The following is a 26,576-nucleotide window of genomic DNA, read 5'->3' on the forward strand; positions in this document are numbered from 1 at the left end:
CGCGGTTTTCTCTTCCTTTGGAACTGCCGTACCCCGACACTGACTGGCTACTGACTGCTCTTCTGATTCCCGTCAACGGCCGGGACGAGGGTGATTGGCGGCAAGACGCTAGCTACTGCCGTCACCTATGAGTTACAGCGACCGCACGGCACCGCAGCCTCACACCTCCCCAGCCTCCTGCGTTGCTCGCTCGCTACGCTCACTGCGCTACTCGTCCCTCGCGCGCTTGGCGGACCCTAAGGGTCCGCCAGCGCGCGCCGGGTGGAACCGAGCCTCTAAAACTGGACGAGAAAATCCCGCGAACCCTACTCCAGCAGGCTATCGCCGGTCATCGCTTCGGGCTGATCGACGCCGATGAGCGAAAGCAGGGTCGGCGCGATGTCGCAGAGCGACCCGCCCTCGCGGACTCGTTTACCCCCGTCGTCGCCCTCGGGCGTCAGGTAGGCGAGCGGGACCGGATTGTAGGTGTGGGCGGTGTGGGGGTCCTCGGGCGTGCCCATGTCGTCGGCGTTGCCGTGGTCGGCGGTGACGAGGACGTGCCCGCCCGCCGCTTCGGCCGCCTCGACCAGTCGGCCCAACTGGGCGTCGACCGCCTCCACGGCTTCGACCGCGGCGTCGAAGTCGCCGGTGTGGCCCACCATGTCCGGGTTCGCGTAGTTGAGCACCAGCACGTCCGGGTCGTCGGACTCGATGGTAGTGACGGCGGTGTCGGTCACTTCCTGCGCGCTCATCTCGGGCTGCTGGTCGTAGGTCGGGACGTCCGGCGAGGGGACGATCTCGCGGCGCTCGCCCTCGAACTCCACCTCCCGGCCGCCGTTGAGGAAGTAGGTGACGTGGGCGTACTTCTCGGACTCGGCGATGCGGAGCTGTGTGAGCCCGTTCTCGGCCAGCACCTCGCCGAGCACGTCCTCGGGCTGGTGGGGCGGGAAGGCGATCGGCAGGTCGAACTCCTCGTCGTACTGGGTCATCGTGACCAGCCGGATCTCGGGCGGGTCGGTCTCGAACGTCCAGACGGGGTCGATGTCTTCTCGCGGGCTTTGCCCGCTCGAATGGGTCGCGGAGCTTCGCTCCGCGTTCTCCGCGAGCATTCTGGTCAGTTGGCGGGCGCGGTCGGCCCGGAAGTTGAAGAAGAGCGCGGCGTCGCCATCTCGCATCGCGAGATGGCTGCTCGCCGAGCTCTGCTCGGCGGTGTCTCCATCCTCCATCGCGGGGACGCCCTCGACCAGGGTGGGCTCCACGAACTCGTCGGTGGTGTCGCGGTCGTAGCTCTCCTCGACCGCCGAGACCGCCGAGTCGGCGGCGTACTCGGCCTCGCGCTCGACGATGGCCTCGTAGGCCCGGCGGGTGCGCTCCCAGTTCTGGTCGCGGTCCATCGCGTAGTACCGCCCGGAGACGGTCGCGACCTCGCCGGTCCCCTCCCGGTCGATAACTTGCTGGAGGTCCGCGAGGAAGTCGGCGCCGCTCCGCGGCGGGGTGTCCCGGCCGTCGGTGAACGCGTGGGTCACCGCGTCGACCCCGCGCTCGGCGGCGAGTTCGATGAGGGCGTAGAGGTGCTTCTGGTCGGAGTGGACTCCGCCCTCGCTGACCAGTCCCATGAAGTGGACCCGGCCGTCGTGCTCGCGGGCGTACTCGAAGGCCGAGTCGACGGCCTCGTTCTCGCCGAGTTCGCCGTTCTCGATAGCGTCCTCGATGCGGGTGTACTCCTGCTTGACCACCCGGCCCGCGCCGATGTTGAGGTGGCCGACCTCGCTGTTGCCCATCTGTCCCTCGGGCAGGCCCACGCGTCGCCCGGTCACGTTCAGGGTTCCGTAGGCGCCCGCGTCGGCGAACCGGTCGAAGTTGGGCGTGTCGGCGGCCTCGATGGCGTTTCTTCCGCCGTCCTCGCTTCCCAATCCCCAGCCGTCGAGGATTATCAGCGCGGCCTTCATGGCCGAAGGGAAGCCCTCGCATCCTAACTACCCTTCGCTTGGCGGGGAAGCGCGGACCGGTGCGGATTCCCGGCCGGACCGACGTGTTCTCCGTCCGACACTCCGGAACGTTCAACAAGACCTTTGGCCGCCCGCGGCGAACGGCGTGGTATGAAAGGTGTCGTCGGTGGGGGAATCGCGGGTCTCGCGGCCGCCTACCGCCTCCAGCAGCACGGTCACGACGTGCAGGTGTTCGAAGCCAGCGACCAGGTCGGCGGGCTCGCCGCGGTGTACGAGACCGCGGGCGACCCGATAGAGAAGTTCTACCACCACCTCTCGGCGACCGAGGAGACCATCGTGGACCTCATCGAGGAGTTGGGGCTGGAAGACGACCTGCAGTGGCCCATCGGCAAGAACGCCTACTACTGGGACGGGACCGTCTATCCGATGGACAAGCCGTGGGAGATTCTGGCCTACCCCTATATGAGCGTCTACGACAAGTTCCGGCTCACGATGCTCACCCAGGAGATCGACGTCCGGGGCGGGATTCCGAAGTTCGACACCTACGAGAACCTCGAGGACTTCGAGGACGTCCCCATCGAGCGGTTCCTGCGCGAGCACACCACCAACGGGGTGTACGAGGGGTTCTTCGAGCCGCTGCTCGACGCGAAGTTCGGCGACCGCAAGGACGACGTGAGCGCGGCCTGGCTGCTGGGCCGCATCAAGTTCCGGGGCGAGCGCGACCTCCTGCGGGGCGAACCCCTGGGCTACCTGGAGGGCGGCTTCGGTCAGCTGCTCGACGCACTCGTCGAGGCGGTGGGCAGGGAGAACATCACGACCAACGCCCGCGTGACCGGCCTGGACCTCGATGACGGCCGCGTAAGCGGGATGACCGTCGAGACGAGGCCACCCGCGGACGCCGAAAGCGGCGAGGCTGTCGAGGCCGAGGCGGACGGTGGAGTCGAAGCTCAGGACCCCGGCGTCACCACCGAGACCCACGCGGTCGACGACGTCGTGGTCGCGGCGATGCCCAACGTGCTCGAGGACCTCTGCGGCTACGAGTGCGACATCGACTTCCAGGGCGCGGTCTGCGCGCTCGTGACGATGGACGAGCAGCTGACCGACACCTACTGGCTCAACATCGCCCACGACGCGCCGTTCGGCGCGCTCATCGAGCACACCAACTACATGCCGCCGGAGAACTACGGCGGCGACCACCTGCTGTACGTCGCCAGCTACATCCAGGACTACGACGAGGAGCTCTGGCAGCTGGACGAGGGCGAGATCGAGGAGCTCTGGCTCGGCCACATCGAGGAGATGTTCCCCGACTGGGACCGCTCGCACGTCGAGGAGTTCCGGCTGGCCAAGAACCCCCGCGCGGCGCCCATCTACGAGCGGGGGTACCTCGACACGGTCATCCCGTACGACCTCTCCGAGGAGGTCGCCGAGGGGCTCTACTACGCCGGGATGGCGAGCCGGGCGCAGTACCCCGAGCGCAGCCTCAACGGCGGCATCGTCGCGGGCTACGAGTGCGCCGACCGAATCGCGGGCCGCAAGCGGGTCGTCAGCCCGGAATAGTCCGAGGACACATCCCGGGCTCGCCGGCGGAATCGGCCGGGTCTGCCGGCAGAACGCCCAGAATACTTTTCCGCGATTTCGGCCTATCCCCGCCGGGGAGACCAATGAGTAGCATCCTATCCGAAGCGGCAGACGCGGCGCGAACAGAACTGACGGACGACGGCGCGCGCGGCTCGATACTCCGAGTGGTCGAGCTGGTCGAGGAGACCGACTCCGACGGCGAGGGCCGGGCGGTGGCTCGCTCGCTGGGCCGGCCGTTCCTGCTCGTCGACCTGAAGGCCGTGCTCGACTACGTCCGCGGGAACCGCGGGAAGACGACCGAGATCGCCGAGGGGCACGTCGAAGAGGCGATTCAGACGGCGACCGACGACGGGGGCCGGCGGCGGGACGAGAGCCGGGGACGCGACGGCGGCGAGAGCGACGGCCGCGGCGCCCTGTCGAAGCTGTTCCTCCTCGGGGCCGTCGTCGGTCTCGGGTACGTGCTGCGAAAGCGGTCCGACTCGGTCGGTCAGGCCGTCAGTCAGGCGACCGACCGCGCCCGTGAGGTCGCCGACGAGACGGCCATGCGTTCGGGCGAAGCCGCCCAGCGGACGGAGGCCGTCGCCGGAGAGGCCGCAGACCGGATCGAGGAGAGCGGCGAGATGGCCGCCGACCGAGTGCAGGAGGGCAGCGAGACCGCCGCCGAGCAGGTTCGAGAGGGCGGTGAGATGGCCGCCGACCGAGTGGAAGAGGGCGGCGAGAAGGTCTCGGACGACATCGAGGGGGCCGCGGACACCGCCGAGGACGCCGAATCGACGGCCGAGGACAAGGCCGACGAGATGTCGAGCGACGGGAACGGCGACGACGAAGAGAGCGAGGAGTAACGCTCTCCTCGCGGTGACTGGTGGGAACGCAGACTTTTTCGGGCGATCCGCCTTCGGCAGCGTGTAGCTCGCGTGAACGGGTTACGCCTCGGCGTCTTCGTCGCTGACGCCGGGCGCCTGGGTCACGTCCACGTCGGCCGGTTCGTCCTGGCCGCCGACGTGGACGTTGCCCTCGGCGTCCTCGACGTACACGTCGTCGGCGAAGCCGCCCTCGGCGTAGGGGTGCTCGGGCTCTTCCAGCTTCTCGGGGGTCGAGGGCGCGTCGGGGATGCCGCCCGCGGGCTCGAACTCCCCGAGCGGGTCGTCGATGGCGATGCCGTGTCGCTCGAAGAACTCGGCGTAGCGGTCGTAGTGGTCGTCGAGTTCGTCGCTCGGGAACTCCATCATCTCGGTCCAGCCGTGGTTGTAGAAGTCGAAGTTGGCCTGGACGTGGGTGATCTCGCGGGCCTCGGCCTCCGGGGCGCCCTGCTGGAGCGCGGCGAGGTAGGTGTCCATCGTGGCGTCGAAGAACGCGTCGAGGCGCTCGCGGCGCTCCTCCCGGTGGTCCGGGTCGGCCTTCTCGAGGAAGATGCGGGTGTGGAGGTCCACCAGCCTGTCCTTCACGAGGTCCGAGACCACCGGCAGTTCCAGCGCCTTCCGGGACGCGAAGTGACGGACGTTCTGGTTTATCTTCATCGGGCGGAAGTTGGGACCCGACCCCCAAAAGTCCGTCCGTTCGTCAACAGTTCGCGTGGTACTCGGTCGGCTCTCCCACAAGCGATACCCAGATAGCAACCCACTTTAACCCCGATGCTGAAGTTTCGGCTATGAGCGAGTCGTACGTGATAATCGGAGACGGCATCGCGGGGAGCTCCGCCGCGGAGACCATCCGCGAGGAGGACCCCGACGCCGACGTCGCCGTCATCACAGACGAAGGTGAGGCCCTGTACAACCGCATCCTCATCAAGGAGTTCGCCAAAGGAAAGCTCCCCGAAGCGCCCATCTCCATCCACGAAGAGGGCTGGTACGCCGAACGCGACATCGACCTCGAACTCAACACGTTCGTCACCGACGTCGACCCCGACGCCCACGAGGTCCACACTCACGACAGCGGCACCTACGAGTACGACAAGCTGCTGGTCGCGACGGGCGGGACGCCGACCCAGCTGCCGGTCGAGAACAGCGACGCGGAGGGCGTCCACCACTTCTGGACGTTCCAGGACGCCCGGAAGATCCAGGAGCACGCCGAGTCGGCCGACACCGGCGTCGTGGTCGGGGCGGGGCTGCTGGGCATCGACCTCGCGGCCATCTGCGCCGCCCAGGAGGTCGACGCGAAGTACATCATGCGAGGCAACCGCTGGTGGCGCTACGGGCTGAGCCTCGACGGCGCCGAGATCATCCACGACGCGCTCGAGGAGAAGGGCGTCGAGCCCGTCCTCGAGAGCGGGGTCGAGGAGTTCCGGACCGACGACGACGGTCGGGTCGTCTCGACGGTCGACGCCAACGGCGAGGAGTACGAGAGCGACTTCGTGGGGGTCGCCATCGGCCTCAACTTCAACACCGAGTACCTCCAGGGGACCGGCGTCGAGGAGGACAGCGGTATCGTCGTCGACGAGTACATGCAGACCAGTGTCGACGACATCTACGCCGGCGGCGACATCACCCGGTACTACGACACCATCCTCGACGAGTACGCCCAGAACGGCTCGTGGGGCTCCGCGAAGGAGCAGGGCCAGATCGCCGCGAAGAACATGGTCGCCGACGGCGAGGCCGAGGCGTTCCGGTGGGTGTCCTCGTACTCCATCACCCACTTCGACTTCCCGTTCCTCAGCTTCGGCTTCCCGACGCTGGGCGACGACGAGTGCGAGCGCAAGTACAGCGACACCGAGTGGCGCCGTCTCGCGTTCAAGGACGGTAAGCTCGTCGGCGGCGTCCTCATCGGCGACATCGCCCCGCAGGGCAGGTACAAGGACCTCATCCGGCAGGAGGCGGAGGTCGCCGACCAGAAGGAGGTCCTGCTGGAGAAGGACTTCGACCCCGACGAACTCGCGATTCCCCAGGAACAGTAGCGGTCCGCGGCCGACTCACCGACCGGTTCGACGCCTCGGCTGACGGGGTTCACCGACCGTATTCACCGACCGACTCTCCTCATCGACTGACCCGCTCGTCAGTCGACGCGATTCACCGACCGACGGCACTCACCGACTGACGCGACTTACTCGGCTAACCACGAGTCGGCCGGTATCTCGTACCCCTCGTCGTCGCAGATGTCGCGCGCGAGCGACCGCACCGACTGCTCCTGGGGCAGGGTCCCGGACTTGCGTATCGACCGCGCGACGTCCTCGGCGAGCCGGTCGACCGCCGACTCGCCGCCGACCGCGCGCACCGCCTCGAACGCCTCGCGGTACTCGTGGTCCTCGGGCGCGGGACCGATTCGCTCGTCGAGTTCCTCGTCCGCGAGTGTCGCGATCTCCTCCAGGTGGGTGTCGACGCTCGTCATGCGAAATTCGACGGTCTCGACGCCTAAAACCCTGGTCGCCGCAAGCGGAACGAACTGCAACCGTACCCAACGTTGTTATACGTGGAACCGCTACCGAGCGCACATGCCCCAACTCGAAATCGCCCTGTCGGACGACGTCGACATGCAGATCGACCAGCTGGTCTCCCAGGAGGAGTTCGTCGACCGGCAGGAGGCGCTCGAGGAGATACTCTCGCTCGGGATCAAGGAGTACCAGACCACGATGGAGAGCGACACCCGCGACGAGATGGAGTTCGCCGACGAGATGATGGAGACCACCGAGCGGTCGCTGGGCGACGAGGACGAAGGCTACCGGTTCTGAGAGCTCGTTCCGCTCGATTCCGCCTCGGACGGCCCGCGCGCCCCCTTTTCCGAAGCCTCGCTCGCGAGGAATATCTACCTCTCGGAGAGTTTGGTTCCGCTCGCCAGAAGGTTTAAGATACTCCGAGACATTTGGTACCGTGTAGCACAATGTCCCTGGACACGACTTCCGGAACCGACAGCGACGGGTGCACCCTTCACCTCCGTCCCACGACGGGCGTGTCGCCCGGCACGCCGGTGCGACACTTCGACGAGCTGTCGGACCGGGCCCAGCAGCTGCTCGCCGAGACCGACGACCGAACCCACGTCGCGGTGACGCCCGACCTCGCCGCCGAGTTCGCCGACGAACCGGTGGTGGTGTTCTCCGAGTATCTGCGGGTCGAACTCGCCTGACGCGGGTCGCCCGGTCGCGGGGGAGCCCCACTGTTCGCCGCCGATTCCCGCGCCGCCTTCGTCCTCCGACGCGACCGCTCGTCGCCAGCGTCGGCGCCGGTCCGGAGACGGGAGAGCTCCGGACCGAAGGCGTTTTGCCCGCCACGGGCCGAGGAACAGGCATGAACGGAAGCGGCGACATGACCCTCGCCTTCGAGCTCTCGGCGCTGGAGGAGCTGGCCGACCCCGGCGCGGTGTTCGAAGACGCCCGCCGGTGGAGCAAGTACGTCGGCGTGGTCTCGGACAAGCCCACCTACGTCGTGACCAACTTCACCCGGAAGAACCGCATCCGCCAGGACTTCTTCTCCGGCCCGCGCGGGAAGGCCGAGAGCTTAGAGAGCGTCCGCGAGCAGTTCGACACCGACCGCCACGTCTTCGTCAGCACGAACGACGAGGACCGCGACCTGGCCGACGAGCGCGGCTGGGAGTTCCTCGACGTCACCGACGCCGCCGAGGCCGCCGAGTGGCAGCTCGCCGACGACGTCGACGAGGAGGCGGTCGAGAGCGAGGCCGACCAGCGCGACGACTGGCCCTGAACTCGGTTCTCCGTGACCCGGAGGACGACCTCCGAAAACGCCTCCCGTCGTCCCGCAGCGCCTTCAGGCGGTCGCGGGCCTCGCGGGAGATACAGATCTTCTTCGCCACGGCGTCGGATGGAGCGGAGTCGTCTCGGTCACGTACTTGACCCGTCACAGGAACCCCGAAGCGACCCCTCCCCCGAGTCGCGGCCTTTAAACGCCCGAGTCACCAATCCCGGGACATGGCAGAACCGCGCGTTCCGGGCGGCCGCGGGGCCGAACTCGACCTCCCCTGCGGCGAGTCGGTCCACGTCCACGACCTCGACATGGGCATGCGCGAGTACGACTGCGCGTGCGGGGAGGCCCACGCGGTCGTGACCGACGTCCACCCGCCCTCCCGCTTCTTCCCCGAGTTCCTCGTGGAGGTGCTCCGGGCGACCATCGACACCGACGACGACCTCGGCGAGTTTGGCACGCCCCACGTGATGGGCGTCGTGCTCGAGGAGTTCCCGGAGTCGGTCGTCAGCGAGAACGTCGAGGACGACCAGGACGTCGGCTACGCGCTGGTGTGGGTGACCGACTTCGACTCGCGTCGCCTCCACGAGATCGTGGTCGAGCTCGTTGTGGAACTGATGGAGCACGCCGTCAGCCACGCCGACGACGACTCCGCGATGGCCCAGTTCGAGGACGACATGCTCGACTTCGACGTCTCGGAGTTCGTCGCACAGTACCGCCGCGAGCGGGACTTCTCCGGCCCGCACGACCAGGCGATCTGAGGCCCGCCGACCCAGCGTCCTGTCGATCGACACCTCATATTTATCCATACAAATACATTTGTCTGACGCTCGTCTGACCGGGGATTAAGTGAGAACGTCTCACATACCAAAGTAGACGCATGGCTCAGTGCGCGAGGGAGTACGACCGGATTCGGACCGTCCTCGCCGACGTCGACGCCGACGAGCCGTTGACCGCGCGAGAGATACTCCAGTTGCTCGAGGCGCGCGGCGAACCGATCGAGAGCGCCCACCGCGTCGCCACCGTGCTCGGACGCCGCGCCCGCGACGGCGAGGTGACCGTCATCCAGTCGTCGCCGTACCGGTACCGGCTCGACGCGTAGGTCGGCGACTCCGCTTCTCCGAAACCGATACCGTCCGACCTCAACCGGGGGACGGGTCGTAGTTCTCGCCCACCGGGAGTTCGACCGTCTTCTCGCCCGTTCGCATCGTCAGCGAGCCGTAGGACTCCGTCTCGCCGTCGAAGCTGAACCCGACCGGGTCCTCGCGGCGGACGTCCAGCCGGAGCTCCGACGCGAGGAGGTTGGTGACGTGCTCGGTCTCGTCGCCGAACAGTCGGTGGAGGGCAGTCTCCCCCAGGAGGTTGCTCGGCGGCGTCTGCTCGACGATGGTGACCTCCAGCAGGCCGTCCTCGCAGTCGGCCTGGGTCCGACCCGACGACGGGAACCGCCGGGCGTTGCCGACCAGCACCATCACCGCCTCGCCCGACCACGTCTTCTCGGCCGCCGGGCAGTCGGCCTCGACCGCCAGGGGGAGCGCGTCGAACTCCCGGACGGTGCGGAGGCCCGTGACCACGTAGGCCAGCATGCCGAGCCGGTCCTTCAGCTCCGGGGACGTCGAGGCGCTGGCCTCGGCGGTCAGCCCCGCGATACAGGAGTTGAGGAACAGTTCCTCGCCGGCGGTCGCCACGTCGATGCGGCGGCGCTCGCCGTCCGCGAGGACCTTGAACGCGTGCTCGACGCCCTCGATTCCGAGGTTCGACGCGAAGTTGTTGCCGGTCCCGGTCGGGACGACCCCGAACGTCACTTCGTCGAGGGCGTCGGCGGCGTCGATACCACGGGCAACCTCGTTGATGGTCCCGTCGCCGCCCGCGGCGGCCACGACGTCGGCGCCGGCCGCCGCCGCGAGCCGACCGAACGCGACGCCCTCGCCGCTCGCCTGGGTCTCCAGAACCGTGAATCCGACCCTGTCGGCCAGCTTCCGGACCCGGTCGCGGTGGTCTCCGCTCCCGCTGACCGGATTGAGAACGAGCACTCGGTCGTTCTGGACGCCGCCGTCGGGGAGAACCGCCTCGCCCGTGGGATCGACCCCGTTGTCGGGCATGTGACAGCGAATTGGGGGCAGAAAACAAAAGGTCTACCGGCTGTTACGGTTCGGCGTGTACACGGTCGACCTTCACGCGCACACGCGGTTCTTCCACGGACGCGAGCGGGCCGCCGCCTACTACGACCCGCTGGGCGTCCGACTGCTGGCGGGAGCGGCCCGACTGCGGGGCCTCGACGGGGTGGCGCTGACCAACCACGACTACTACCGCGAGTTCGACCTGGGCGACGCGGGGCCGGACGGCCGGTTCGCCGAGACGGTTCCCGGTATCGAGATCTCGACCACCCACGGCCACGTTCTCGTGGTCGGTCCGGACCCGCCCCGCCGCACCGAGCCCGGCGACCTCTCGCCGGCGGAGGCCGTCGACCTCGCCCACGACCGGGGGTGTGCGGCCATCGTCGCCCACCCGTACCGGAACAGCACGGTCCGGCAGGTCGACGCCGACTTCGACGCCATCGAGATCAACGGCAAACACCCCCGGACCGAGGAGTGGGTCCGGGAGCTGGCCGACCGCCACGACCTCCCGCTGGTCGGCGGGAGCGACGCCCACTTCCCGGTCGAGGTGGGCCGGGCCTACACCGAGGTCGACGTCGCCGAGTTCTCGCCCGAGGCGGTCGTCGACGCCATCCGCGACGGCCGGGTCCGGCCGCAGGTCAACCGGGGCGCGCTCAACCGGACGGTCCGGACGCTCTACCGCCGGGTCCACGAGGAGAAGGACTACCTCCAGCGGCCCGAGTGGCTCGAGTCGCCGGGCGTGGGCGACCCCCCGAAATAGGGCTACGGACGCACGGTCGACCAGGAGAGAAATCACCCCACGCGGCAGAACGAGTCGGCCGCGTTCGCACAGACAGAACATCCCCAGTCCTCCGGCGAGTCGGTCGCCCCCGGCTCGGCCTCGTTCCCGGCTCACCCCAGCTTCTCGTTGAGAATCAGTCTGGTCTTGGTGTTGACGACCTCCTCGAGTTCGCGGGCGCGGGTGATGAGCTGGTTGACGCTCTGCGTGTCGGCGGCGTCCACGACCAGCACGATGTCCTCCTCGCCCGAGACCTGCCAGACGAAGTCGACCTGCTCCCAGTCGGCCACCCGCCGGCTCAGCGACGAGGTGTTGACGTCGACCGCCACGTCGAGTTCGATCATCGCCTTCACGTTGCCGGTCTGGGTCGCGACGGTGAACCGCTCGATGACCCCCTCGTCGGTCATCCGCTCGACCCGGTTCCGGACGGTCCCCTCGCTGGTGCCGACCTCCTCGGCGATCTCCGTGTACGGTTTTCGGGCGTCTCGCCTGAGGATGCTCAGGATGTCGCGGTCGAGTTCGTCCATGGAGATGCGAGAGTAGACCGGGGGTCCACTTGATGATTACGAAATTCGTAATCTCGCTACGAAAGCAAGGTTTATACGGCCGGGTTTCGTATGAATCTCGTAATGCCGGACGCATACGTCGCGCTGGAGGGCGGCAGTGTCGTGGAGGCACGCTGTTGCGCTCCGGGCACGTCCCACGGGGAACTAGTGTTCACGACCGCGTACACCGGGTACGAAGAGAGCCTGACCGACCCCTCGTACGAGGAGCAGGTCCTGACGTTCTCGTACCCCCTCATCGGGAACTACGGCGTCCGAACCGATCGATTCGAGGACGACCGCGTCCACCCGCGCGCGGTCGTCGCGCGCGAACTCACCGACGACGTGGCCGAGTGGCTCGCGGACGAGGGCGTGCCCGCGGTCGACCACCTCGACACCCGCGACCTGGTGGGCCAGATCCGGGAGGGCGGCGCCATGAAGTGCGGCATCTCGGCCGGTCCCGACGCGTCGCCAGAGAAGGCGAAGGCGGCGCTCGCGGACTGTCCGGGTATGAGCGACCACACCGACATCGGCGCCCAGGTCAGCGTGACCGAGGCGACGACCTACGAGGGCGGCGACGGTCCCGACGTCGCGCTGGTCGACTGCGGCGCGAAGGGCAGCATCACCGACTCGCTGCTCGCGCGCGACGCGACGGTCCACGTCCTGCCCTACGACGTCTCGTCCGAGACGGTCGCCGACCTCGACCCCGACGTGCTGTTCATCTCGAACGGGCCGGGCGACCCTGCGAACTTCGAAGCCGCCCAGGCGCTCGTCGAGGAGTTCGCCGGCGAGGTCCCGCTGGCGGGCATCTGCCTGGGCCAGCAGATCGTCGCCCGGGCGCTCGGCGGCACGACCGAGAAGATGGACTTCGGCCACCGCGGCGTCAACCAGCCGGTCCGGGACCTCCGGACCGACCGGGTCGTGATGACCACCCAGAACCACGGCTACACCGTCGCCGAGCCCGGCCCGGAGCTCGACGTGACGCAGGTCAACGTCAACGACGACACCGCCGAGGGCCTGGAGAGCGAGGACCTGAGCGTCATCACCCGCCAGTACCACCCCGAGGCCAACCCCGGCCCGCACGACAGCCTCGACTTCTTCGAGGACGTGCTCGCGATGGCCGGCGACGAGTGTCGAGCGCCGGTCGCCGCAGACTGAGGCGCTTCGCTGCGGACGTTTCTTTTCGTTTCTCGGTTCCTGTCGAAGAACAGGAGTGCTCGGGCTGCTATTCGGGCGTGGCCTGGCCCCGACCGGTCCACTCCGACCCGCTCTCGCCGTCGAGCGGGTCCTCCAGTTCGCCCATCACGGCCTCCAGCGCGTCGGTCGCGGTGACGAGGCCGACCACGTCGCCGTCGGAGAGCACCAGCGCGAGCTCCTGGCCCTCGGCCTGGAACCGGTCGATCGCGTCGCTGATGGTGGTGTCGGCCGAGACCGTCATCGGCGGCGCCGCGATCTCCTCGAACGTCACCTCGCCGGCCTTCAGCTCCTCGATCTTGTCGACGACCGCCGGAACGTAGACGATCCCCACGACCTCCTCGACGTCCGCCCCGACGAGCGGATAGCGGGTGTGGGGCGTGTCCGAGACCCGCCGGAGGTTCTCCTCAGCCGAGTCGCCGGTCGAGAGGAACACGACGTCCTGCTCGTCGACCATCACGTCCCGGACCTCGATGTTGCCGGCCGCCAGCGCGTTCACCACCTCGTCGTGGCGCTCGCCCGAGATCTCGCCGCGTTCCAGCAGCGAGCTCAGCCGGTTCCGGAGCTGTGCCCGGCTCTCGATGGCGTCCTCCTCGGCTTCGAGCCAGGCGCCGGTCATCTCGACGCCGAACAGTCGCAGCGTCCACTTCGCGATCCAGTCCCCGAACGTGATGAGCGGCGAGATGAGCCTGTAGAACCAGTAGAGCGGCGCGGCGCCGTACCGGCTCACCATCCGCGAGCGCTCGACGCCGAGATACGTCGGGGTCTGCTCGCCGTGGGTGAGGTGGACGAGGTTGATGATAGCGTACGCGATGATCGCCCCGGCCCCGATCGTCGCGAGCGTCGTGCCCGCGAACAGCGGCTCGAACAGCGCCGCGAGCGCCGGTTCGGCGACGATGCCGACCGCGATGCTCGACGCCGTGATGCCGACCTGGCAGGTCGTCAGGTAGAGTTCGAGGTCCTGGGTCATCTCCCACGCCCGTTCGAGTCGCGAGTCGCCGTCGACGAACTCGTCCTCCGTGAACTGCCGAGCACGCGTCAGCGCGAACTCGATGGCGACGAAGAAGCCGTTCGTGAGGATGAGCAGGACGCCCGCGACGAGGCGGAGACCGAGCTCTATGGGGGTCATCGTCAGTCGGTATCCCCTTCTCGCCCAACACTTTAGAAAGCGTTGGCTCGGCGAGCCGAATACGGAGAATCCGATCCAGCGGATCGTCGGCGGAGCGACGGCGCGGCTTTTTCACCGACGACGTGGTGGGTAGTTCCATGCCGACCGACCTGCTGCTGCCGCAGACGACCGACCTCGACACCACCGACCTCGGCGTCCGCGCCGAGGAACTCGGATACGACGGCCTCTGGCTCGGCGAACTCTGGGGCGAGAGCGCCGTGGTCCGGCTGACCGACATCGCGGCCCGGACCGACGAGGTAGCGCTGGGGACCGCCATCCTGAACGTCTTCTCGCGGTCGCCCGCTGTGCTCGCGATGACTGCCGCCACCCTCGACCGGATCTCGGACGGCCGGTTCCGGCTCGGCGTGGGCACCTCGACGCGGAAGGCGGTCGAGGACCTCCACGGCGCCGACTGGGACGACCCGAACCCGGTCCGGCGCGCCCACGAGACCATCGAACTCGCGAAGGCCTTCCTCGGCGACGAGGGCCGGGTCGGCTACGACGGCGAGGTGTTCGACGTGCGGGACTTCCCCGCCCTGGATGCGGACGTCCCCGTCTACCACGCCGCGCTCGGGGAGGCCAACCGGCGCGTGGTCGCCAGGCTGTGCGACGGCTGGATCCCGCACAACGTCCCGTTTCCGGACCTCAACGGCGCCTACGCCTACATCGTCGAGCGGATGGAGGCGGCCGGCCGCGAGGCGTCGATCGACGTCGCGCCGTACGTCCCCGCGGCCGTCGACGACGACCCCGAGGCGGCGAAGGACGTCATCCGCGGCCACGTCGCGTACTACGTCGGCAACGGCCGGGGGTACGAGCGCGCGGTCGGCCGGCGGTTCCCGGACGAGGCCGAGGCGGTCGCCGAGGCGTGGCGGGACGGCGACCGGGGAACCGCCGCCGAGCGCGTCACCGACGAGATGGTCGCGGCGCTCGGGGTCGCGGGGACGCCCGACGAGGCCCGGGAACAGTTCCGGGCCGTGGCCGACATCGACTGCGTGACCCGACCGATGGTGACCATCCCGAGCAACGCCGACGACGAGACGGTCGAGCGGACCGTCGAGGAACTGGCTCCCGAGAACGCGGGGTGATCGGTCGGGACAGTTCCCGGTCGAATTCCACCGGTTCTACCGGCACGCCGATCGAAGGAATCGGAACCTGCGGAGTGGTGGTGTGAACCGCTCAAAGCGTTGCGAAGAACAGAGTCCATCCGAGGATAACCGTGCCGGTGAGCGCGAACAGTACCCGGGTCGGCAGTGGGAGGTCGGCGTGTGTCCCCCGGGAGACCTCCATGCCATACGTTGTAGCCGATTGGCGGGAGAGTTCACCACTCGGGCGTGCGGCGTCCATCCGTCGTCCCCCGCCCACGAAGGCAACCCACGCGAGCGCAGCCGCTCCAGTGGAGACGAACAGCACGGTCCCGAACTCGATGTTAGTCACGCGACTGCCGGTATAGAGGGCGGCGAGGACGACGAGCGGGATACCTATCCCGAAGACGGCCACTGCCCGCGCGAGCCGACGCGAACGGGATTGTTCACCCATGCGATGGAAAATTGTAGGGGATATAATATATGTTTGTCCGTGAAGGGACTCGCCTGCACTTACCGACGAGAACAGCGGCAGCGAAGATCAGAACGGCCGAGCCGACGATTACCGCGACCGCTCGTCCGCGAGCGGCAGGTCGGCGAGCTGGTTCTCGACCAGGTCACAGATGTTCGCGCTCCGGTCGGAGTGGGTCTGCGCAAGGTCGTAGGCCTCCGCCAACCCCTCGTCGTCGGCGACCGGTACCAACCGGAGCGTCGTGCCCGACGGACCGACCTCCGCGAGGACGTACGACTGCGGATACGACGAGAGCGCGGGGCAGACCAGCCCCCGGACGTCGCCGGTGATCGCCGCGGGCAGGTGGACGTGGCCCGAGACGTGGAGCGCGTCGCGGCCCGACAGCGCGTCGACCAGCGCGGGCGCGTCGCCGACCGGCGGGTGGGGCGCGTGGCCGTCCGGGCCGACCGCGGCGTCGAGCCCCGGCAGGTTGTGGTGGCTCACCACCAGCGCGGCGTCGGTCTCGGGCAGCGTCGCGTCGAGCCACGAGAGCTGGTCCGCCGAGACCGCGCCGTCGTGGGTGGCGTCGAGCTCGCCGTCGGGCGCCGACGCGGAGTTCAGCCCCAGCACGTCCACGCCGCCGAGGCGCTTCCGGAACGGGAACTCGTCGGGCGCGAACCGGTCGGCGAACGACGCGACCGGCGGCGTGTCGTGGTCGTCGAACGCCTTGGGCACGTCGTGGTTGCCCGGGACGGCGACCGCGGGCCCGTCGAGGTCGGCCAGCGCGTCGGCCGCGGCGTCGAAGTCCGCGGGCAGGCCGTCCCCGGTCAGGTCGCCCGCGACCACCGCCCCGTCGACGCCGCGGTCGTTCGCGTCGGCGACCGCGGCCCGGAGCCGGTCCTCGGTCCGGTGGTACGCCTTCCAGGTCCCCTCCTCGCGGGTCGAGACGTGGGGGTCGGAGAAGATCGCGAGCGCGGTGGGCGTCTCGGCCCGCGGCGCGGCGAACCGGGCCAGCGTGGCGGGCTCGCCGCGGAACTCGAACTCCGCGTCTTCGCCGTCGTCGGGCGACGTTGCGGCGTCTCGTCTGGTGACTGCGGTTCCCTCGGTAGTCATTGCTCGGTCGGAGCTAGCCGACTGACGCCCTTAAGCGTGCCGCAGAAAGTATATATTTAGCACCATAGTCTATATATTTCTGGGCGTGGATTCCGGTCGCGTCGACGCCGACCCTACCCGGCCTCATCCTCGTCCCGAACTGGCCCGGGACGGCCCGGCCGAACAGAAACTACAAGGCGCCTCCGCCCGGTCTTTCCGCCGAATGCTCGACGAGCTGCTCGGGCGCGCGGAGCTGAAGGAGCGCATCGCCGACCTCGAGGAGGACAAGCGTCACCTCGAGCGCCAGCTGGAGGCCGAGGAGGAGCGCCGGGCCGAGGCCGCCACCGCCCGCCAGGCGGCCGAGGAGCGGGTCAACCGGCTGGAGGACCGCATCGCCGAGCTCGAGGACCGCGTCGAGCGCACCGAGGGCGACGGCGACGCCGGCCTCGACTTCCGTGGGGCGGAGTCGGTCCGCGGAGACCGCCTCGTCGACGTCCTCGACCGACTCGACTCGGTCGCGACCGGCCCGGAGGCCGCGCTCACCGCGATGGTCGGCGAGGACGGCGACCTGCCCGACCCGGTCCGGGACGCCTTCGGCGACCACGCCGCCCTCGTGGACCGTGCGCGGCCCTGCCTCGCAGTCACTGACGACGCAGGCCTCGTCAGCGCCGCGCTCGCGCCGCCGGTCCGCCCCGACCCGTTCGCCGAGTGGGCCGAGGGCTTCCGGCTCGACCGGGAGTGGTTCCTGCCGACCGGCGGGTTCGCGCTGGCGCTGGTCCGGTCGGACCTGTTCGCGCTCGGCGTCTACGACGGCCGCGACCGGGTCGCCTTCGAGGGGTTCGAGAGCGACGTGAAGGGCGACCACTCGAAGGGCGGCTTCTCGCAGGGCCGGTTCGAGCGCCGGCGCGACGCCCAGATCGACGAGCACGTAGAGAAGTGCGAGGACGCCGTCGACGAAGCCCTCGCGGGCGACGGCCCCGACCGCCTGTTCGTCGCGGGCCAGCGCACTCTGCTGGGCGAGTTCGCCGAGCGCGCCGACGCGACCCGGCCGGTCGACGCCACCGGGGAGCCCGAGGCAGCCCTCGACGACGCATTCCGGGAGTTCTGGACGACCCGGCTCTACCGGATATAGCTGCGGCCGCTGTGCGTCCCTCCGGCTGCGACAGTCTCAGATGCCCGTCGGCGGGTGTCCCCTGGCCTCCCGGAACGCGCCCTGGACGACCTCCGAGAGCGCCGGGTGGACGTGAATCGTCTCGGCGATGCGGTCGGCGTCGGCCCCCGCCGCGACCGCGGTGGCGACCTCGTGGACCAGCATCGAGGCGTGGGGCCCGACCACGTGGAACCCGAGCACCTCGCCGTCTTTGGCCGCGAGGACCTTGGCGAACCCCTCCTCGACGAGCGCCGACCCGAGCGCGGTGTCGTCGTACGCGAAGGTCCCGACGTCGTAGTCGTCGCGGTTGAGGTCGCCCTCGGTCTCGCCGAGGCTCCCGACCTGGGGCGACCCGAAGACCGCGTGGGCCATCCCGGGGTAGTCGACGCTCGCGCGCTCGCCCCGGACCGCGTTCCGGACCGCGAACTCGGCCTCCCGGTCGCCCGAGTGCTTGAACATGTAGTTGCCCGCGATATCGCCGATGGCCCAGACGTCGTCGGTCGACGTCCGGAGGTACTCGTCGGTCTCGACGAACCCCTTCTCGTCGGTGTCGACGCCCGCGGCCTCTACGTTCCAGGAGTCGGAGTTGGGCCGCCGGCCGGTCGCGAGCAGCACCTCGTCGCCCCGGAGTTCGAGTTCCTCGCCGCCCTCAGATTCCGCGCGTACCAGCTTGGTGCCCTCGTCCGCTCCCTCCTCGGCGTCGTCCACCTCGCCTTCGGCCAGTTCCGTGACCTCGTACCCGGTGTGGACCTCGTGGCGCTCGGCGTACGCGCCGGTCACGAACTCGGCGACGTCTCGGTCCTCGCGTCCCAGGAGCACGTCGCCGCGGCCCACGATCGCGACGTCGGTCCCCATCGCGCCGAAGAAGTGGCCCAGCTCGACCGCGATGTAGCCGCCGCCCGCTATCACGAGGCGGTCCGGGCGCTCGCGGAGTCGGAGGGCGTCGGCGCTCGTCAGGAAGTCGACGTCGTCGGTGCCCTCGATGGAGTCCGGAATCATCGGCCGAGAGCCGCCGGCGAGCACGACCTTCTCGGCCGTTAGCTCCTCGGGACCGGTCGCGTCGTCGCCGACCCCGGCTCCTGCGTCGCTCGTCGGTCCGGACACCTCGCCGGCGTCGACCTCGACCGTGCGCTCGTCGACGAACCGGCCCTCCGCCTGAAAGAAGGTGATGCGGTCGCTCTCGCGGGCGGTCTCGGCCTTCGACTCGGCCGCGTTCGTAATCTTCTCGTTCACCTCGTCGACGACGTCGGCGAACGCGATGTCCTCGACGCTGGCCTCGACGCCGAGCGCCCCGGCCCGTCGGACGGTCTCGGCCACGTCGGCCCGGTGGATGAGCTTCTTCGAGGGATTGCAGCCCCGGTTGAGGCAGGTGCCCCCGAGCCGGTCGCGCTCGACCAGCGCCACGTCCAGCCCCTCCTCGGCGGCGGCCGACGCCACGACGTTGCCGGTACCCCCGCCGAGGACGAGCAGGTCGAACTCGGTCATGCGAACAGTGTCGGGAGCGAGCCAAATGAAACTCCTCGCCGAGGCCGCGACGGACTGCGGTCTCAGCAGAGGCGTCGAGACGTGCGCGGACGCGTCCGGAGCAAGACGAACGTGGACGCGTCAAGCGAGACGACAGAAACCACGGGACCGAACAGTAGTCCCCGGGGTCCCACCCGCGTCCGCAGTCCGAGAGAACGGCGCCGCGGCCGTTATCCGAACATCTCGCGCATCATCGGGTGCATCTCCATCAGCTGCTCCTCGGCGATCTCCTCGTAGAGCTTGTACGTGATGGAGACCGTCAGCAGCAGGCCCGTGCCGGAGACGCCGCCGATGGTGCCCAGCATGTTCGCGAGCACGGCCAGCAGGCCGACCAGCGCGCCGCCGATGACGGTGACCTGCGGGATGTACCGCTCCATCACCTTCTCGATGACGCCGGTGTTCTGCCGGAAGCCGGGGATCTGCATCCCGGAGTTCTGGATCTGCTTCGCGGTCGCCTCCGGGCCCATGTCGGTGGTCTCGACCCAGAAGATGGCGAAGATGGCGCCCCCGATGACCATGAACGTCAGGTCGATGAGCACCCGGATGATGACCTGCCAGGGCTCCTGGGTGACAGCGCCGGTCCACCACATCCACTGCCCGCGGGTCTGGATGGGCGCGAGGTAGTAGAACAGCCCGCCGGTCGGGTTGCCGGCCGACCCGTAGGTCCCCAGCCAGTTGGGCATCCCGCCGGGACCGAGCTGGCTGTAGAGGATGCGGCCCAGGAACTGGATGTTCTGCTGGAGCGCGCGGACGAGGATCATCGGCAGGACGCTGGCGTAGATGAGCTTCACCGGGAACCGACCCCGGGCGCCCTTCACGCGGGCGTGGCTCAGCGGGATCTCGACCCGGACGCTCTCGGCGTACACGACGATGCCGAAGATGAGCAGCGTCGTGACGAGCGCGAGCAGCTGCCCGCCGTCGAGCAGCAGGTACTGGATGCCGTTGCCGGTCAGCAGCGAGGGGACGTTCTGGGCGCTCCCGGTGAGGATGGCTATCCACGTCGGAACCAGCCCGGTCTGGCCCGGGAGCCCCGGCCACGCGAACATGCCGCCCAGGAGCTTCTGGCTCACGCCGGCGATGATGAACAGCCCGATGCCGGACCCGACGCCCCACTTGCTGATAATCTCGTCCATGAACAGGACGAGGACGCCCCCGACCGCGATCTGGGCGAAGATCAGCCACTGGACGCCCGCCGTGCCGATGCCGAGGCTCTGGACGACCGCTGAGTCGACCTGGAGGAACCCGCCGGCGAACACCATCGGGAGACCCGTCAGGAAGATCATCACGACCACCAGCAGCTTCTGGAGGCCCTGGTAGAGCACCTGGTCGCGGGGGTCGTCGGTGTCGAGGCCGAGCAGGTCCGCACCGCCGAGCAGCTGGAGGACGATGCTCGCGGTGACGATCGGACCGATGCCCAGCTGGAGGATTGTACCTTGCCCGCCGGCGAGAATCGAGCGGAACTGCCCGAATGCGTCGGTACCGCCGACGTTGACCCCGTACAGGTAGACGTTCGTGAGGAAGAAATACAGAACCAACACGCCCGCCGTCCATCCAAGCTTCCGCTTGAACGGGACGTGGCCCTCCGGACGCCTCACGGAGGGCATCCGGGTGAGTACTGGTTCTGCGGCTTCTTTCCAACTCATGTATCTGCATACACCTGATGGGGGTTTGTATGTGCTTCGCTTTGAACCACGTCGTGCGTGTGAAGAAATATCACGACGACCCGGGGAACCACGTCCCGCGTCGGCCTCGACCGGCGGAGAAACGCGTCGATGCGAGTCCTTTTCCCGCGGCCGAGCCCTATCGATCCCCATGACCGACCGCACCGCGGACGCCGACCCGTCCGACGGCGACGAGGCGACCCACCGCGTGCTCGCCGCCCCCGACGGGGGACCGCTCCGGCTGCTCGACCTGGAGACGTACGAGCCGGTCGTCACCGCCGACGCCGGCCACGACGCGCCTGTCGCCGACCTCCGTCCGGGCTACCTCGTCGACGCCGACCTCGACTGGTCGACCACCGAGCCGACGATTCGGTCGGCGTCGGTCGTCCGGCCGACGCTGTACGCGTTCGCCGACGACGTCGACCCGATGTTCGAGGCGGCCAGAGACGCGTGGAACGACGCCCGCGCCGCGGGCGACTCGATGAACGGCCGCGTGACCAGGAACACCGACAGCGAGGTCAACGGCGTCCTCTACGTGTTCGCCGAGGACGAGCGCAACGGGACGTTCGAGGCGTTCCGCGACGGCGCCCGCCCGGTCGAACCGCTGGTCGACAGGGTGAACGAGCAGGAGAGGCCGGCGCCCCGCGAGGCGTTCGTCCTGCGGCCCGCCGACGGCCGGTTCGTCGCCGTCGTCATCGCGCTCCGGAAGGGCGGACAGTTCGCGGACACCCTCCGGGAGACGTACGACCGCCCGCGGCCGGACGAGCCGCTGGCGTAGCGAGCGCTCGGCGACCCCACCGGCATCCTTGGCGCACTGAGAGGGCGAGCGCGGGCCGCGCGAGGGCTTTCGGGGACACTGCTGCCGCGTTGCTTCTGGCTCTGCACAGCGCGAGAGCTTTCGGGGACCTCGCTCCGTTCGTCAGTACGGATCTGGACGCAGCCTTCCGAATTGGCCGTCCCTTCAGGTACTACAGACCCGGTGGAGGTCGTCGAGGCACTCGATGTCCCACGTGGGCCAGACGTTCAGGTCCCAGTCGCTCCGGTGGGGCCGCCGGATGAACGCCGAGTCGATGCCGGCGTTCTCGGCGGCACGGACGTCCGACTCGTTGTCGCCGACGAACAGCGCCGAGTCGGCGTCGAGGTCCGCGAGCGCCCGGTCGACGTAGTGGGAGTTGGGCTTCCGGAGGTCGAGGCTCTCGATGGTCGCCTCGCGGCCGTAGGCGGTGTCGAAGTGGTGGCCGACGTCGAAGTGGTCGAGCAGGAAGTCGACCGTCTCCTGCTGGTTCGAGCTCACGATGCCCATCGAGGCGTCGAGGTCGGCCAGGGTGTGGATGTCGTCGTACGGGGTCTTGCGGCCCTCGCGGGCCTCGCGCTGCTGGGCCTTCGAGGCCGCGGTGTCGAGCGCCTGCCAGAACGTCTCGGCGTGGAGGTCGTACTCGGTACAGACTTCGGCGACGCGACCGGGGGTCGCTCCCACGGTCATGTCGTCGACGTGGTCGGGGTCCGGGTCGGTGACGCCGAACTCGGCGAACGTCTCCTGGGTTGCCTGCCGGAGGACGTCGAAGCTCGTGCGACCGACGAGGACACCGTCGTTGTCGAAGACGACGGTATCGTAGGTCATACTACGTATTGCGGAGTGGGGCTTATAAGTATTTCACCCAGTTTCCGCGCCCACCGGTCGTCTTGCCGGCGGTTCGGGAGACGGGCGGCCTCGGAGCCGTCGCTGGCGGTGACACCGGTAGAACGAATCCGCGCCGCACAAGGAATGGTTCGGCGCTCCGAGAATCGAAAGGACGCGGGAAAACGGGAAAACAGACCCCGTAGCTACGTCACTACTCCTCGTCGTCAGATTCGGCCTCGGCTTCCCCGTCGTCCTCGGCCTCCTCGCCGCGGTCGCTGAGGACGGCGTCGCCGCCGGCCTCCTCGATGAGCTCGACCGCGCTCGCCGAGAAGGCGTCGGCGGTCACTTCGAGCTGGTTGCGGACCTGGCCGTCGCCGAGCACCTTGACGGCGTCGGCGTCCCAGCCGTCCTCGACGACGTCGCGGGCGTCGAGGCGGTAGCCGAAGTCGGTCTCCTCGGCGTCGCCGTCGGCGGCCAGCAGCGCCGCGTCCTCGTCGAGCTTCTGGACCGTGACGGTCAGGACCTCCTCCTTGACCTTGTCCGGCCGGGAGAAGCCGTGCTTGCCGAGCGGTTCGTAGTTGTGGAACTCGTGTTTGGCGCGACCCGCGCGTCCGCGACCGCCGCGGTGACCGGCGCCGCGCCGGTTCTTGTGGCTACCGCCGCCGTGCGTGCGGGAGCCGCGCTGTCGTCGTTTCTTGTCGGTCATGGTTATCGCATCGCCTTCAGCAGCGAATCGATTTCCTCGGTCTCGTGCTTGCCGAGCTGGCCCCCTTCCTTGGTGGGGTGTTTCAGCCCGTCGTGGCCGCCGCGGGGCGGGTGGAGCCGGATGGCCGGCGAGAGGCCCTGCTCGCGCAGGGTCGTCTCCTCGTCGAGCAGCGCCGCCGCGAGGTCGGCCACGTCGTCGTAGTCGGTCTCCTCGGCGACCCACTCGTCGTCGACGTCGGCGTCGCCCTCGAGGGGCTCGGCGCGCTTGGCCAGCACCGTCTCGAGGACGTCCTGGCTCGGCTCGCCGTGCGCGGTGTACTCGTTGACCTTGGTGATCATCCCGCGGTAGGCGTCGGTCTCGGGTACGAGCGTGCAGTGGTTCACCCGATGGAGGTTGAGCATCTCCAGGGTGTCCTGGGTGTCGCCGCTCATGTCGACCTCGCCGCGGATCTGGACGACGGCCTCCATCAGTCGGCCACCTCCTCGCTGAAGTCGGTCCGACCCCGGGGACCGCGGGACTCCGCGGCGTTCTCCAGGGCGTTGTACGTCGCCTTCGCCAGGTTGAGCGTGGTCCGGGTGTTGCCGTGGCTCTTGGTCCAGGCGTTCTCGACCCCGCCAAGCTCCAAGATCTTCCGGACGGTGTCGGTCGCCGCCAGGCCCAGCCCGGTCGGCGCCGGAATCAGTTCGACCTCCACGCTACCGGCCTTGCCGGTCGTCCGGCGGGCCAGCGAGTGGGGCCGCTCGCTGCGGTCCTCCCAGGAGCCGGCGCCGCGGTTGACCCGGATCAGGTTGAGCTTCGCGATCTCGATGGCCTTCTGGATGGCGCCGCCGACCTGATCGTCGCGGCCCTCGGCGTAGCCGACGTAGCCGTCGCGGTTGCCGATGGCGACGACGCACCGGAACTTCACGCGCCGACCGGAGTCGGTCATGCGCTGGACCATGTTGATGTCCAGCACCTCGTCCTCGAGTCCCGGCAGCAGCTGGTCGACCAGTTCGGGCTCCTTCAGCGGGAGCCCGGAGTTGAGGGCCTCCTCCATCGTGTCGATGTCGCCCTCGGCGACCTTGCGGCCGAGACGGGTCTGGGGTTCCCAGCCGTCGTGGTTAGCACACATAGGTTAGTCCTCCATGATTGTCTCTCGCACTTCGTCGAAGTGCTCGGGTAGTTCAGTGGCGTCGAACTCCCCGCTGTACAGCGGCTCGTCGAGCTGCTCGGCGTACTCGGCGATGTGCTCGCCGCGGTTGCGCGACCAGTCGGCCAGCACGCTGTCGTTGTGGGGGATGTCGAGCCCCGCGTCGATCGCGCCCTCCTGCACCGCGAACACCTTGCCGCCCGGCGTCGCGGTGTTGAGGCCGATGTCGAGCACGGCCTCGTCGAGGCCGGCGTCGAGCGCTCGCTTGCCGGCGAGCAGCCCCGTGAGGTACGCGGCCGGGAGGTTGCCCGTGGGGGCCTCCCAGCCGTAGTCCGCGAGGTCGCCCGAGAAGGCGCTCGCGGCGGTCTCGTCGCCCTCCGGACCCATCGTGACCAGCTGCGCCCTGACGTGCTTGTTGCTCTTGCGAGCGACAAGCCGGGGCTTGCCCGATTTCAGCAGGCGCAACCTCTGATGGTAGTCGGTCCGGACCTCGCGGCGACGGCGCATCGGCACCGTGTATCGTGGTCCTGTTGCCATGGTTAGTAGTTACTCTCGATGTAGTTGAGCAGGTACTGGACGCTACGGAACTCCCCGCCCTTGGACTTGTCGTAGAGGTCGCGGTACTGCGACTGGGTGATCTCGCCCTCGGCGCGGAGTTCGCGCAGCTTCCGTCGCTGCGCTCGGATCGTCTGCTGCCACTGTTCCTTCCGCTGCTGGCGGCCGCCCGACTTCCCCTTCCGGGAACCGGGGCCGCTCTGGTGGCCGTAGTCGCGCTTGGCCTTGCGCTTGCGGGCGCGGCCGCGCGAGTTGCCCTTCGCCTCCTCGGCCCGGATCGTGCCCTCGTCGACGAGTTCGCGGATGTCCTCCCGGGTGATGGCCTCGGCGATGTCGGCCTGGGCCTCCGGATCGAACCACACGCGGCTCTCGCCGACGTCGAGCACGTCCGACGCGAGTCGCTTCTGTGCGCTCAGGTCAGTCATTCTTCGACCTCCACTTCGACGTAGGTGGGATTCAGGACGCGGATGCCGTTCTCCTCGGCCTGTTCCTCGATGCGCTCGCGCTTGCGAGCGCCGACCTTCGAGGCGATGCGGACCGCTTCCGTGTCTCCGTCGACGCCGTCGAGGTCGTCGGTGTTGTGGACGCGGACTTCCTCGAAGCCGCTGGGGTGCTTGCCCCGCACCTCGGTCGGCGTCCGGAAGCCGGCCTCGACCTTCGGGCCCTTGCCCTTGACGCCGCGGCGCTGCTTGCTGAGCTTGCCGCGGGGGCGCCGCCACGAGGTCGGCGTCCGCTTCTTCTTGTGGTAGTCCTGCCGGTTGAACTGCGGCTTGCCGACCCGCTTGCGCTGGGCGAGGAGCTCCTCCTCGCGCTCGGTGAGGTCGGGGGTCTTCTCGACCAGGCCGCGGGGCCGGAGCTCGGTCTCGGCCGCCTCGGTCTCGGCTTCCGCCGGCTCTTCGGGCTCTTCCTCCTCGATCTCGGCCTCGGTCTCCTCCTCGACCTCGAGCCCGCCCACGTCGGCCTTGATGCGGGCCGCCAGGGCGTTCCCGATGCCTTCGACCTCGGAGAGATCGTCCTGCGACGCGGCCTTCACGTCCTCGACGGAGTCGTAGCCGGCGTCGCGGAGCGCGTCGGCCTTGCTCGCGCCGACGCCGCTGATGTCTTCGAGTTCTGCTAGTTCGTCGTCTGCCATGCGTTAGACACCTCCTGTCTGGGGCTTCTCGGTGATGTAGACGCCGTCCTGGAAGACGCGGGTGTCCTTGCCCTGCACGCGGGTGAGCTGCTCGATGTCCGCGGCCGTCTGGCCGACGTCCTCGATGCTCGGCCCGCGGAGGTAGAGGACCTCGTCGTCGACCTCGACGGTCGTGTCACCGTGGATGTTCGTTCGTCGCGGCGCTCGCTCGCCGAGGAAGTTCTCGATGACGACCTCGTCGCCCTCGGCGCGGACCTGCATCGGGAAGTGGGAGTAGAACACCTCCATGGTGTACTCCCAGCCCTCGGTCACGCCGTGGAACATGTTGCGAACGTGGCTCTCGAACGTGCCCACGGTCGCGTTGGTCTTGGCGTCCTCGACGTCGGTCTCGATGACCACGTCGCCGTCCTCGACGTCGACGTTCACGTCGGGGTACCAGAGGCGTCGGGTCACCGACCCCTCCGGCCCCTCGACGGTCAGGTCGAGGTGGTCGATCTCGGCGGTCGCGTCGTCCGGAATCTCGAGTTCTGTTCGTGCCATTGT

The 26,576-nt window shown here is 68.8% G+C and carries 31 protein-coding genes; 13 read left to right on the forward strand and 18 right to left on the reverse strand.

The window, feature by feature from the left end; translation table 11 throughout:
- Positions 1 to 305: 305 nt before the first annotated feature.
- Positions 306 to 1,928: a 2,3-bisphosphoglycerate-independent phosphoglycerate mutase gene (gene gpmI / locus DVR07_RS11375; RefSeq protein ID WP_115797403.1), complete on the reverse strand. Its 1,623-nt coding sequence runs from the start codon at positions 1,926 to 1,928 to the stop codon at positions 306 to 308.
- Positions 1,929 to 2,078: 150 nt separating this feature from the next.
- Between gpmI and DVR07_RS11380 the strand changes: the two genes are divergently transcribed.
- Both DVR07_RS11380 and DVR07_RS11385 read left to right on the forward strand, forming a co-directional pair.
- Positions 2,079 to 3,485 carry an NAD(P)/FAD-dependent oxidoreductase gene (locus tag DVR07_RS11380; RefSeq protein ID WP_115797404.1) on the forward strand — a complete coding sequence of 469 codons (1,407 nt, stop codon included), beginning with the start codon at positions 2,079 to 2,081 and terminating at the stop codon, positions 3,483 to 3,485.
- Between the two features lie 104 nt (positions 3,486 to 3,589).
- Complete coding sequence (locus DVR07_RS11385; RefSeq protein ID WP_115797405.1) at positions 3,590 to 4,348, forward strand: hypothetical protein; 759 nt, start codon at positions 3,590 to 3,592, stop codon at positions 4,346 to 4,348.
- 81 nt (positions 4,349 to 4,429) lie between these two features.
- On the opposite strand, the gene DVR07_RS11390 is transcribed toward DVR07_RS11385, so the two are convergent.
- Positions 4,430 to 5,023 (reverse strand): DUF6149 family protein, encoded by a 594-nt coding sequence (locus DVR07_RS11390; protein WP_115797406.1) that lies wholly within the window; start codon positions 5,021 to 5,023, stop codon positions 4,430 to 4,432.
- A 131-nt stretch (positions 5,024 to 5,154) separates the two neighbouring features.
- On the opposite strand from DVR07_RS11390, the gene DVR07_RS11395 reads away from it, so the two are divergent.
- Entirely contained in the window at positions 5,155 to 6,396 is a 1,242-nt protein-coding gene (locus DVR07_RS11395; protein WP_115797407.1) for an NAD(P)/FAD-dependent oxidoreductase, read from the forward strand.
- Positions 6,397 to 6,542: 146 nt separating this feature from the next.
- On the opposite strand, the gene DVR07_RS11400 is transcribed toward DVR07_RS11395, so the two are convergent.
- Positions 6,543 to 6,827: a hypothetical protein gene (locus DVR07_RS11400; RefSeq protein ID WP_115797408.1), complete on the reverse strand. Its 285-nt coding sequence runs from the start codon at positions 6,825 to 6,827 to the stop codon at positions 6,543 to 6,545.
- Positions 6,828 to 6,930: 103 nt separating this feature from the next.
- Here DVR07_RS11400 and DVR07_RS11405 point away from each other — a divergent pair, with 103 nt between their 5' ends.
- The 5 genes from DVR07_RS11405 (at position 6,931) to DVR07_RS11425 (ending at position 9,233) form a co-directional block, all read left to right on the forward strand.
- On the forward strand, positions 6,931 to 7,167 hold the full coding sequence (locus DVR07_RS11405) for a DUF7120 family protein (protein WP_115797409.1): 237 nt from the start codon (positions 6,931 to 6,933) through the stop codon (positions 7,165 to 7,167).
- 149 nt (positions 7,168 to 7,316) lie between these two features.
- A complete protein-coding gene (locus tag DVR07_RS11410) occupies positions 7,317 to 7,559 on the forward strand; it encodes a hypothetical protein (RefSeq protein WP_115797410.1) in 243 nt (80 codons plus the stop codon).
- Between the two features lie 161 nt (positions 7,560 to 7,720).
- Positions 7,721 to 8,134: a DUF7124 domain-containing protein gene (locus tag DVR07_RS11415; protein ID WP_115797411.1), complete on the forward strand. Its 414-nt coding sequence runs from the start codon at positions 7,721 to 7,723 to the stop codon at positions 8,132 to 8,134.
- A gap of 224 nt (positions 8,135 to 8,358) precedes the next feature.
- Positions 8,359 to 8,892, forward strand: coding sequence for a DUF5815 family protein (locus tag DVR07_RS11420; RefSeq protein WP_115797412.1), 534 nt, complete (start codon positions 8,359 to 8,361; stop codon positions 8,890 to 8,892).
- Between the two features lie 119 nt (positions 8,893 to 9,011).
- Entirely contained in the window at positions 9,012 to 9,233 is a 222-nt protein-coding gene (locus DVR07_RS11425; protein ID WP_115797413.1) for a hypothetical protein, read from the forward strand.
- Between the two features lie 40 nt (positions 9,234 to 9,273).
- Here the strand turns inward: DVR07_RS11425 and DVR07_RS11430 are convergent, their stop codons facing one another.
- On the reverse strand, positions 9,274 to 10,233 hold the full coding sequence (locus DVR07_RS11430) for a diacylglycerol/lipid kinase family protein (RefSeq protein ID WP_115797414.1): 960 nt from the start codon (positions 10,231 to 10,233) through the stop codon (positions 9,274 to 9,276).
- Between the two features lie 55 nt (positions 10,234 to 10,288).
- Here DVR07_RS11430 and DVR07_RS11435 point away from each other — a divergent pair, with 55 nt between their 5' ends.
- Entirely contained in the window at positions 10,289 to 11,008 is a 720-nt protein-coding gene (locus tag DVR07_RS11435; protein WP_115797415.1) for a CehA/McbA family metallohydrolase, read from the forward strand.
- A 131-nt stretch (positions 11,009 to 11,139) separates the two neighbouring features.
- Here the strand turns inward: DVR07_RS11435 and DVR07_RS11440 are convergent, their stop codons facing one another.
- A complete protein-coding gene (locus tag DVR07_RS11440; RefSeq protein WP_115797416.1) occupies positions 11,140 to 11,553 on the reverse strand; it encodes an Lrp/AsnC family transcriptional regulator in 414 nt (137 codons plus the stop codon).
- A 102-nt stretch (positions 11,554 to 11,655) separates the two neighbouring features.
- On the opposite strand from DVR07_RS11440, the gene carA reads away from it, so the two are divergent.
- The gene (gene carA / locus DVR07_RS11445) at positions 11,656 to 12,726 is read left to right on the forward strand and encodes a glutamine-hydrolyzing carbamoyl-phosphate synthase small subunit (protein WP_115797417.1); all 1,071 of its coding nucleotides are present in this window, start codon (positions 11,656 to 11,658) and stop codon (positions 12,724 to 12,726) included.
- A gap of 67 nt (positions 12,727 to 12,793) precedes the next feature.
- Here the strand turns inward: carA and DVR07_RS11450 are convergent, their stop codons facing one another.
- The gene (locus DVR07_RS11450; RefSeq protein ID WP_115797418.1) at positions 12,794 to 13,891 is read right to left on the reverse strand and encodes a CNNM domain-containing protein; all 1,098 of its coding nucleotides are present in this window, start codon (positions 13,889 to 13,891) and stop codon (positions 12,794 to 12,796) included.
- A 137-nt stretch (positions 13,892 to 14,028) separates the two neighbouring features.
- Between DVR07_RS11450 and DVR07_RS11455 the strand changes: the two genes are divergently transcribed.
- Positions 14,029 to 15,015: an LLM class flavin-dependent oxidoreductase gene (locus DVR07_RS11455; protein ID WP_115797419.1), complete on the forward strand. Its 987-nt coding sequence runs from the start codon at positions 14,029 to 14,031 to the stop codon at positions 15,013 to 15,015.
- A 91-nt stretch (positions 15,016 to 15,106) separates the two neighbouring features.
- On the opposite strand, the gene DVR07_RS11460 is transcribed toward DVR07_RS11455, so the two are convergent.
- Entirely contained in the window at positions 15,107 to 15,466 is a 360-nt protein-coding gene (locus tag DVR07_RS11460; RefSeq protein WP_115797420.1) for a hypothetical protein, read from the reverse strand.
- Between the two features lie 108 nt (positions 15,467 to 15,574).
- Complete coding sequence (locus DVR07_RS11465) at positions 15,575 to 16,576, reverse strand: metallophosphoesterase family protein (RefSeq protein ID WP_115797421.1); 1,002 nt, start codon at positions 16,574 to 16,576, stop codon at positions 15,575 to 15,577.
- Between the two features lie 202 nt (positions 16,577 to 16,778).
- Here DVR07_RS11465 and DVR07_RS11470 point away from each other — a divergent pair, with 202 nt between their 5' ends.
- Positions 16,779 to 17,687: a Vms1/Ankzf1 family peptidyl-tRNA hydrolase gene (locus tag DVR07_RS11470; protein ID WP_115797422.1), complete on the forward strand. Its 909-nt coding sequence runs from the start codon at positions 16,779 to 16,781 to the stop codon at positions 17,685 to 17,687.
- 36 nt (positions 17,688 to 17,723) lie between these two features.
- On the opposite strand, the gene DVR07_RS11475 is transcribed toward DVR07_RS11470, so the two are convergent.
- Both DVR07_RS11475 and secY read right to left on the reverse strand, forming a co-directional pair.
- A complete protein-coding gene (locus DVR07_RS11475) occupies positions 17,724 to 19,190 on the reverse strand; it encodes a dihydrolipoyl dehydrogenase family protein (RefSeq protein ID WP_115797423.1) in 1,467 nt (488 codons plus the stop codon).
- Between the two features lie 209 nt (positions 19,191 to 19,399).
- Positions 19,400 to 20,872 (reverse strand): preprotein translocase subunit SecY, encoded by a 1,473-nt coding sequence (secY, locus tag DVR07_RS11480; protein ID WP_115797424.1) that lies wholly within the window; start codon positions 20,870 to 20,872, stop codon positions 19,400 to 19,402.
- 169 nt (positions 20,873 to 21,041) lie between these two features.
- Here secY and DVR07_RS11485 point away from each other — a divergent pair, with 169 nt between their 5' ends.
- Positions 21,042 to 21,668 carry a DUF6663 family protein gene (locus tag DVR07_RS11485; protein ID WP_115797425.1) on the forward strand — a complete coding sequence of 209 codons (627 nt, stop codon included), beginning with the start codon at positions 21,042 to 21,044 and terminating at the stop codon, positions 21,666 to 21,668.
- Positions 21,669 to 21,851: 183 nt separating this feature from the next.
- Here DVR07_RS11485 and DVR07_RS11490 read toward each other — a convergent pair whose 3' ends face one another.
- The 8 genes from DVR07_RS11490 to DVR07_RS11525 all read right to left on the reverse strand — a co-directional run bounded on the left by DVR07_RS11490 (position 21,852) and on the right by DVR07_RS11525 (position 26,573).
- Positions 21,852 to 22,511, reverse strand: coding sequence for an HAD family hydrolase (locus tag DVR07_RS11490; protein WP_115797426.1), 660 nt, complete (start codon positions 22,509 to 22,511; stop codon positions 21,852 to 21,854).
- Between the two features lie 211 nt (positions 22,512 to 22,722).
- Positions 22,723 to 23,217, reverse strand: a complete 495-nt coding sequence (locus DVR07_RS11495; protein WP_115797427.1) for an uL15m family ribosomal protein — start codon at positions 23,215 to 23,217, stop codon at positions 22,723 to 22,725.
- 2 nt (positions 23,218 to 23,219) lie between these two features.
- Positions 23,220 to 23,684 (reverse strand): 50S ribosomal protein L30, encoded by a 465-nt coding sequence (rpmD, locus tag DVR07_RS11500; RefSeq protein WP_115797428.1) that lies wholly within the window; start codon positions 23,682 to 23,684, stop codon positions 23,220 to 23,222.
- Positions 23,684 to 24,328: a 30S ribosomal protein S5 gene (locus DVR07_RS11505; protein ID WP_115797429.1), complete on the reverse strand. Its 645-nt coding sequence runs from the start codon at positions 24,326 to 24,328 to the stop codon at positions 23,684 to 23,686. The genes rpmD and DVR07_RS11505 overlap by 1 nt, the downstream gene beginning before the upstream one ends.
- Before the next feature lie 3 nt (positions 24,329 to 24,331).
- Positions 24,332 to 24,883: a 50S ribosomal protein L18 gene (locus tag DVR07_RS11510; protein WP_115797430.1), complete on the reverse strand. Its 552-nt coding sequence runs from the start codon at positions 24,881 to 24,883 to the stop codon at positions 24,332 to 24,334.
- Between the two features lie 2 nt (positions 24,884 to 24,885).
- Positions 24,886 to 25,326 (reverse strand): 50S ribosomal protein L19e, encoded by a 441-nt coding sequence (locus DVR07_RS11515; protein WP_115797431.1) that lies wholly within the window; start codon positions 25,324 to 25,326, stop codon positions 24,886 to 24,888.
- A complete protein-coding gene (locus DVR07_RS11520) occupies positions 25,323 to 26,033 on the reverse strand; it encodes a 50S ribosomal protein L32e (protein WP_115797432.1) in 711 nt (236 codons plus the stop codon). Before DVR07_RS11520 ends, DVR07_RS11515 begins: the two co-directional genes overlap by 4 nt.
- A 3-nt stretch (positions 26,034 to 26,036) precedes the next feature.
- Entirely contained in the window at positions 26,037 to 26,573 is a 537-nt protein-coding gene (locus tag DVR07_RS11525) for a 50S ribosomal protein L6 (RefSeq protein ID WP_115797433.1), read from the reverse strand.
- Positions 26,574 to 26,576: the final 3 nt, after the last annotated feature.

Origin of the sequence: Halorussus rarus (assembly GCF_003369835.1) — an archaeon.
GTDB classification, from domain to species: Archaea; Halobacteriota; Halobacteria; order Halobacteriales; family Haladaptataceae; genus Halorussus; species Halorussus rarus.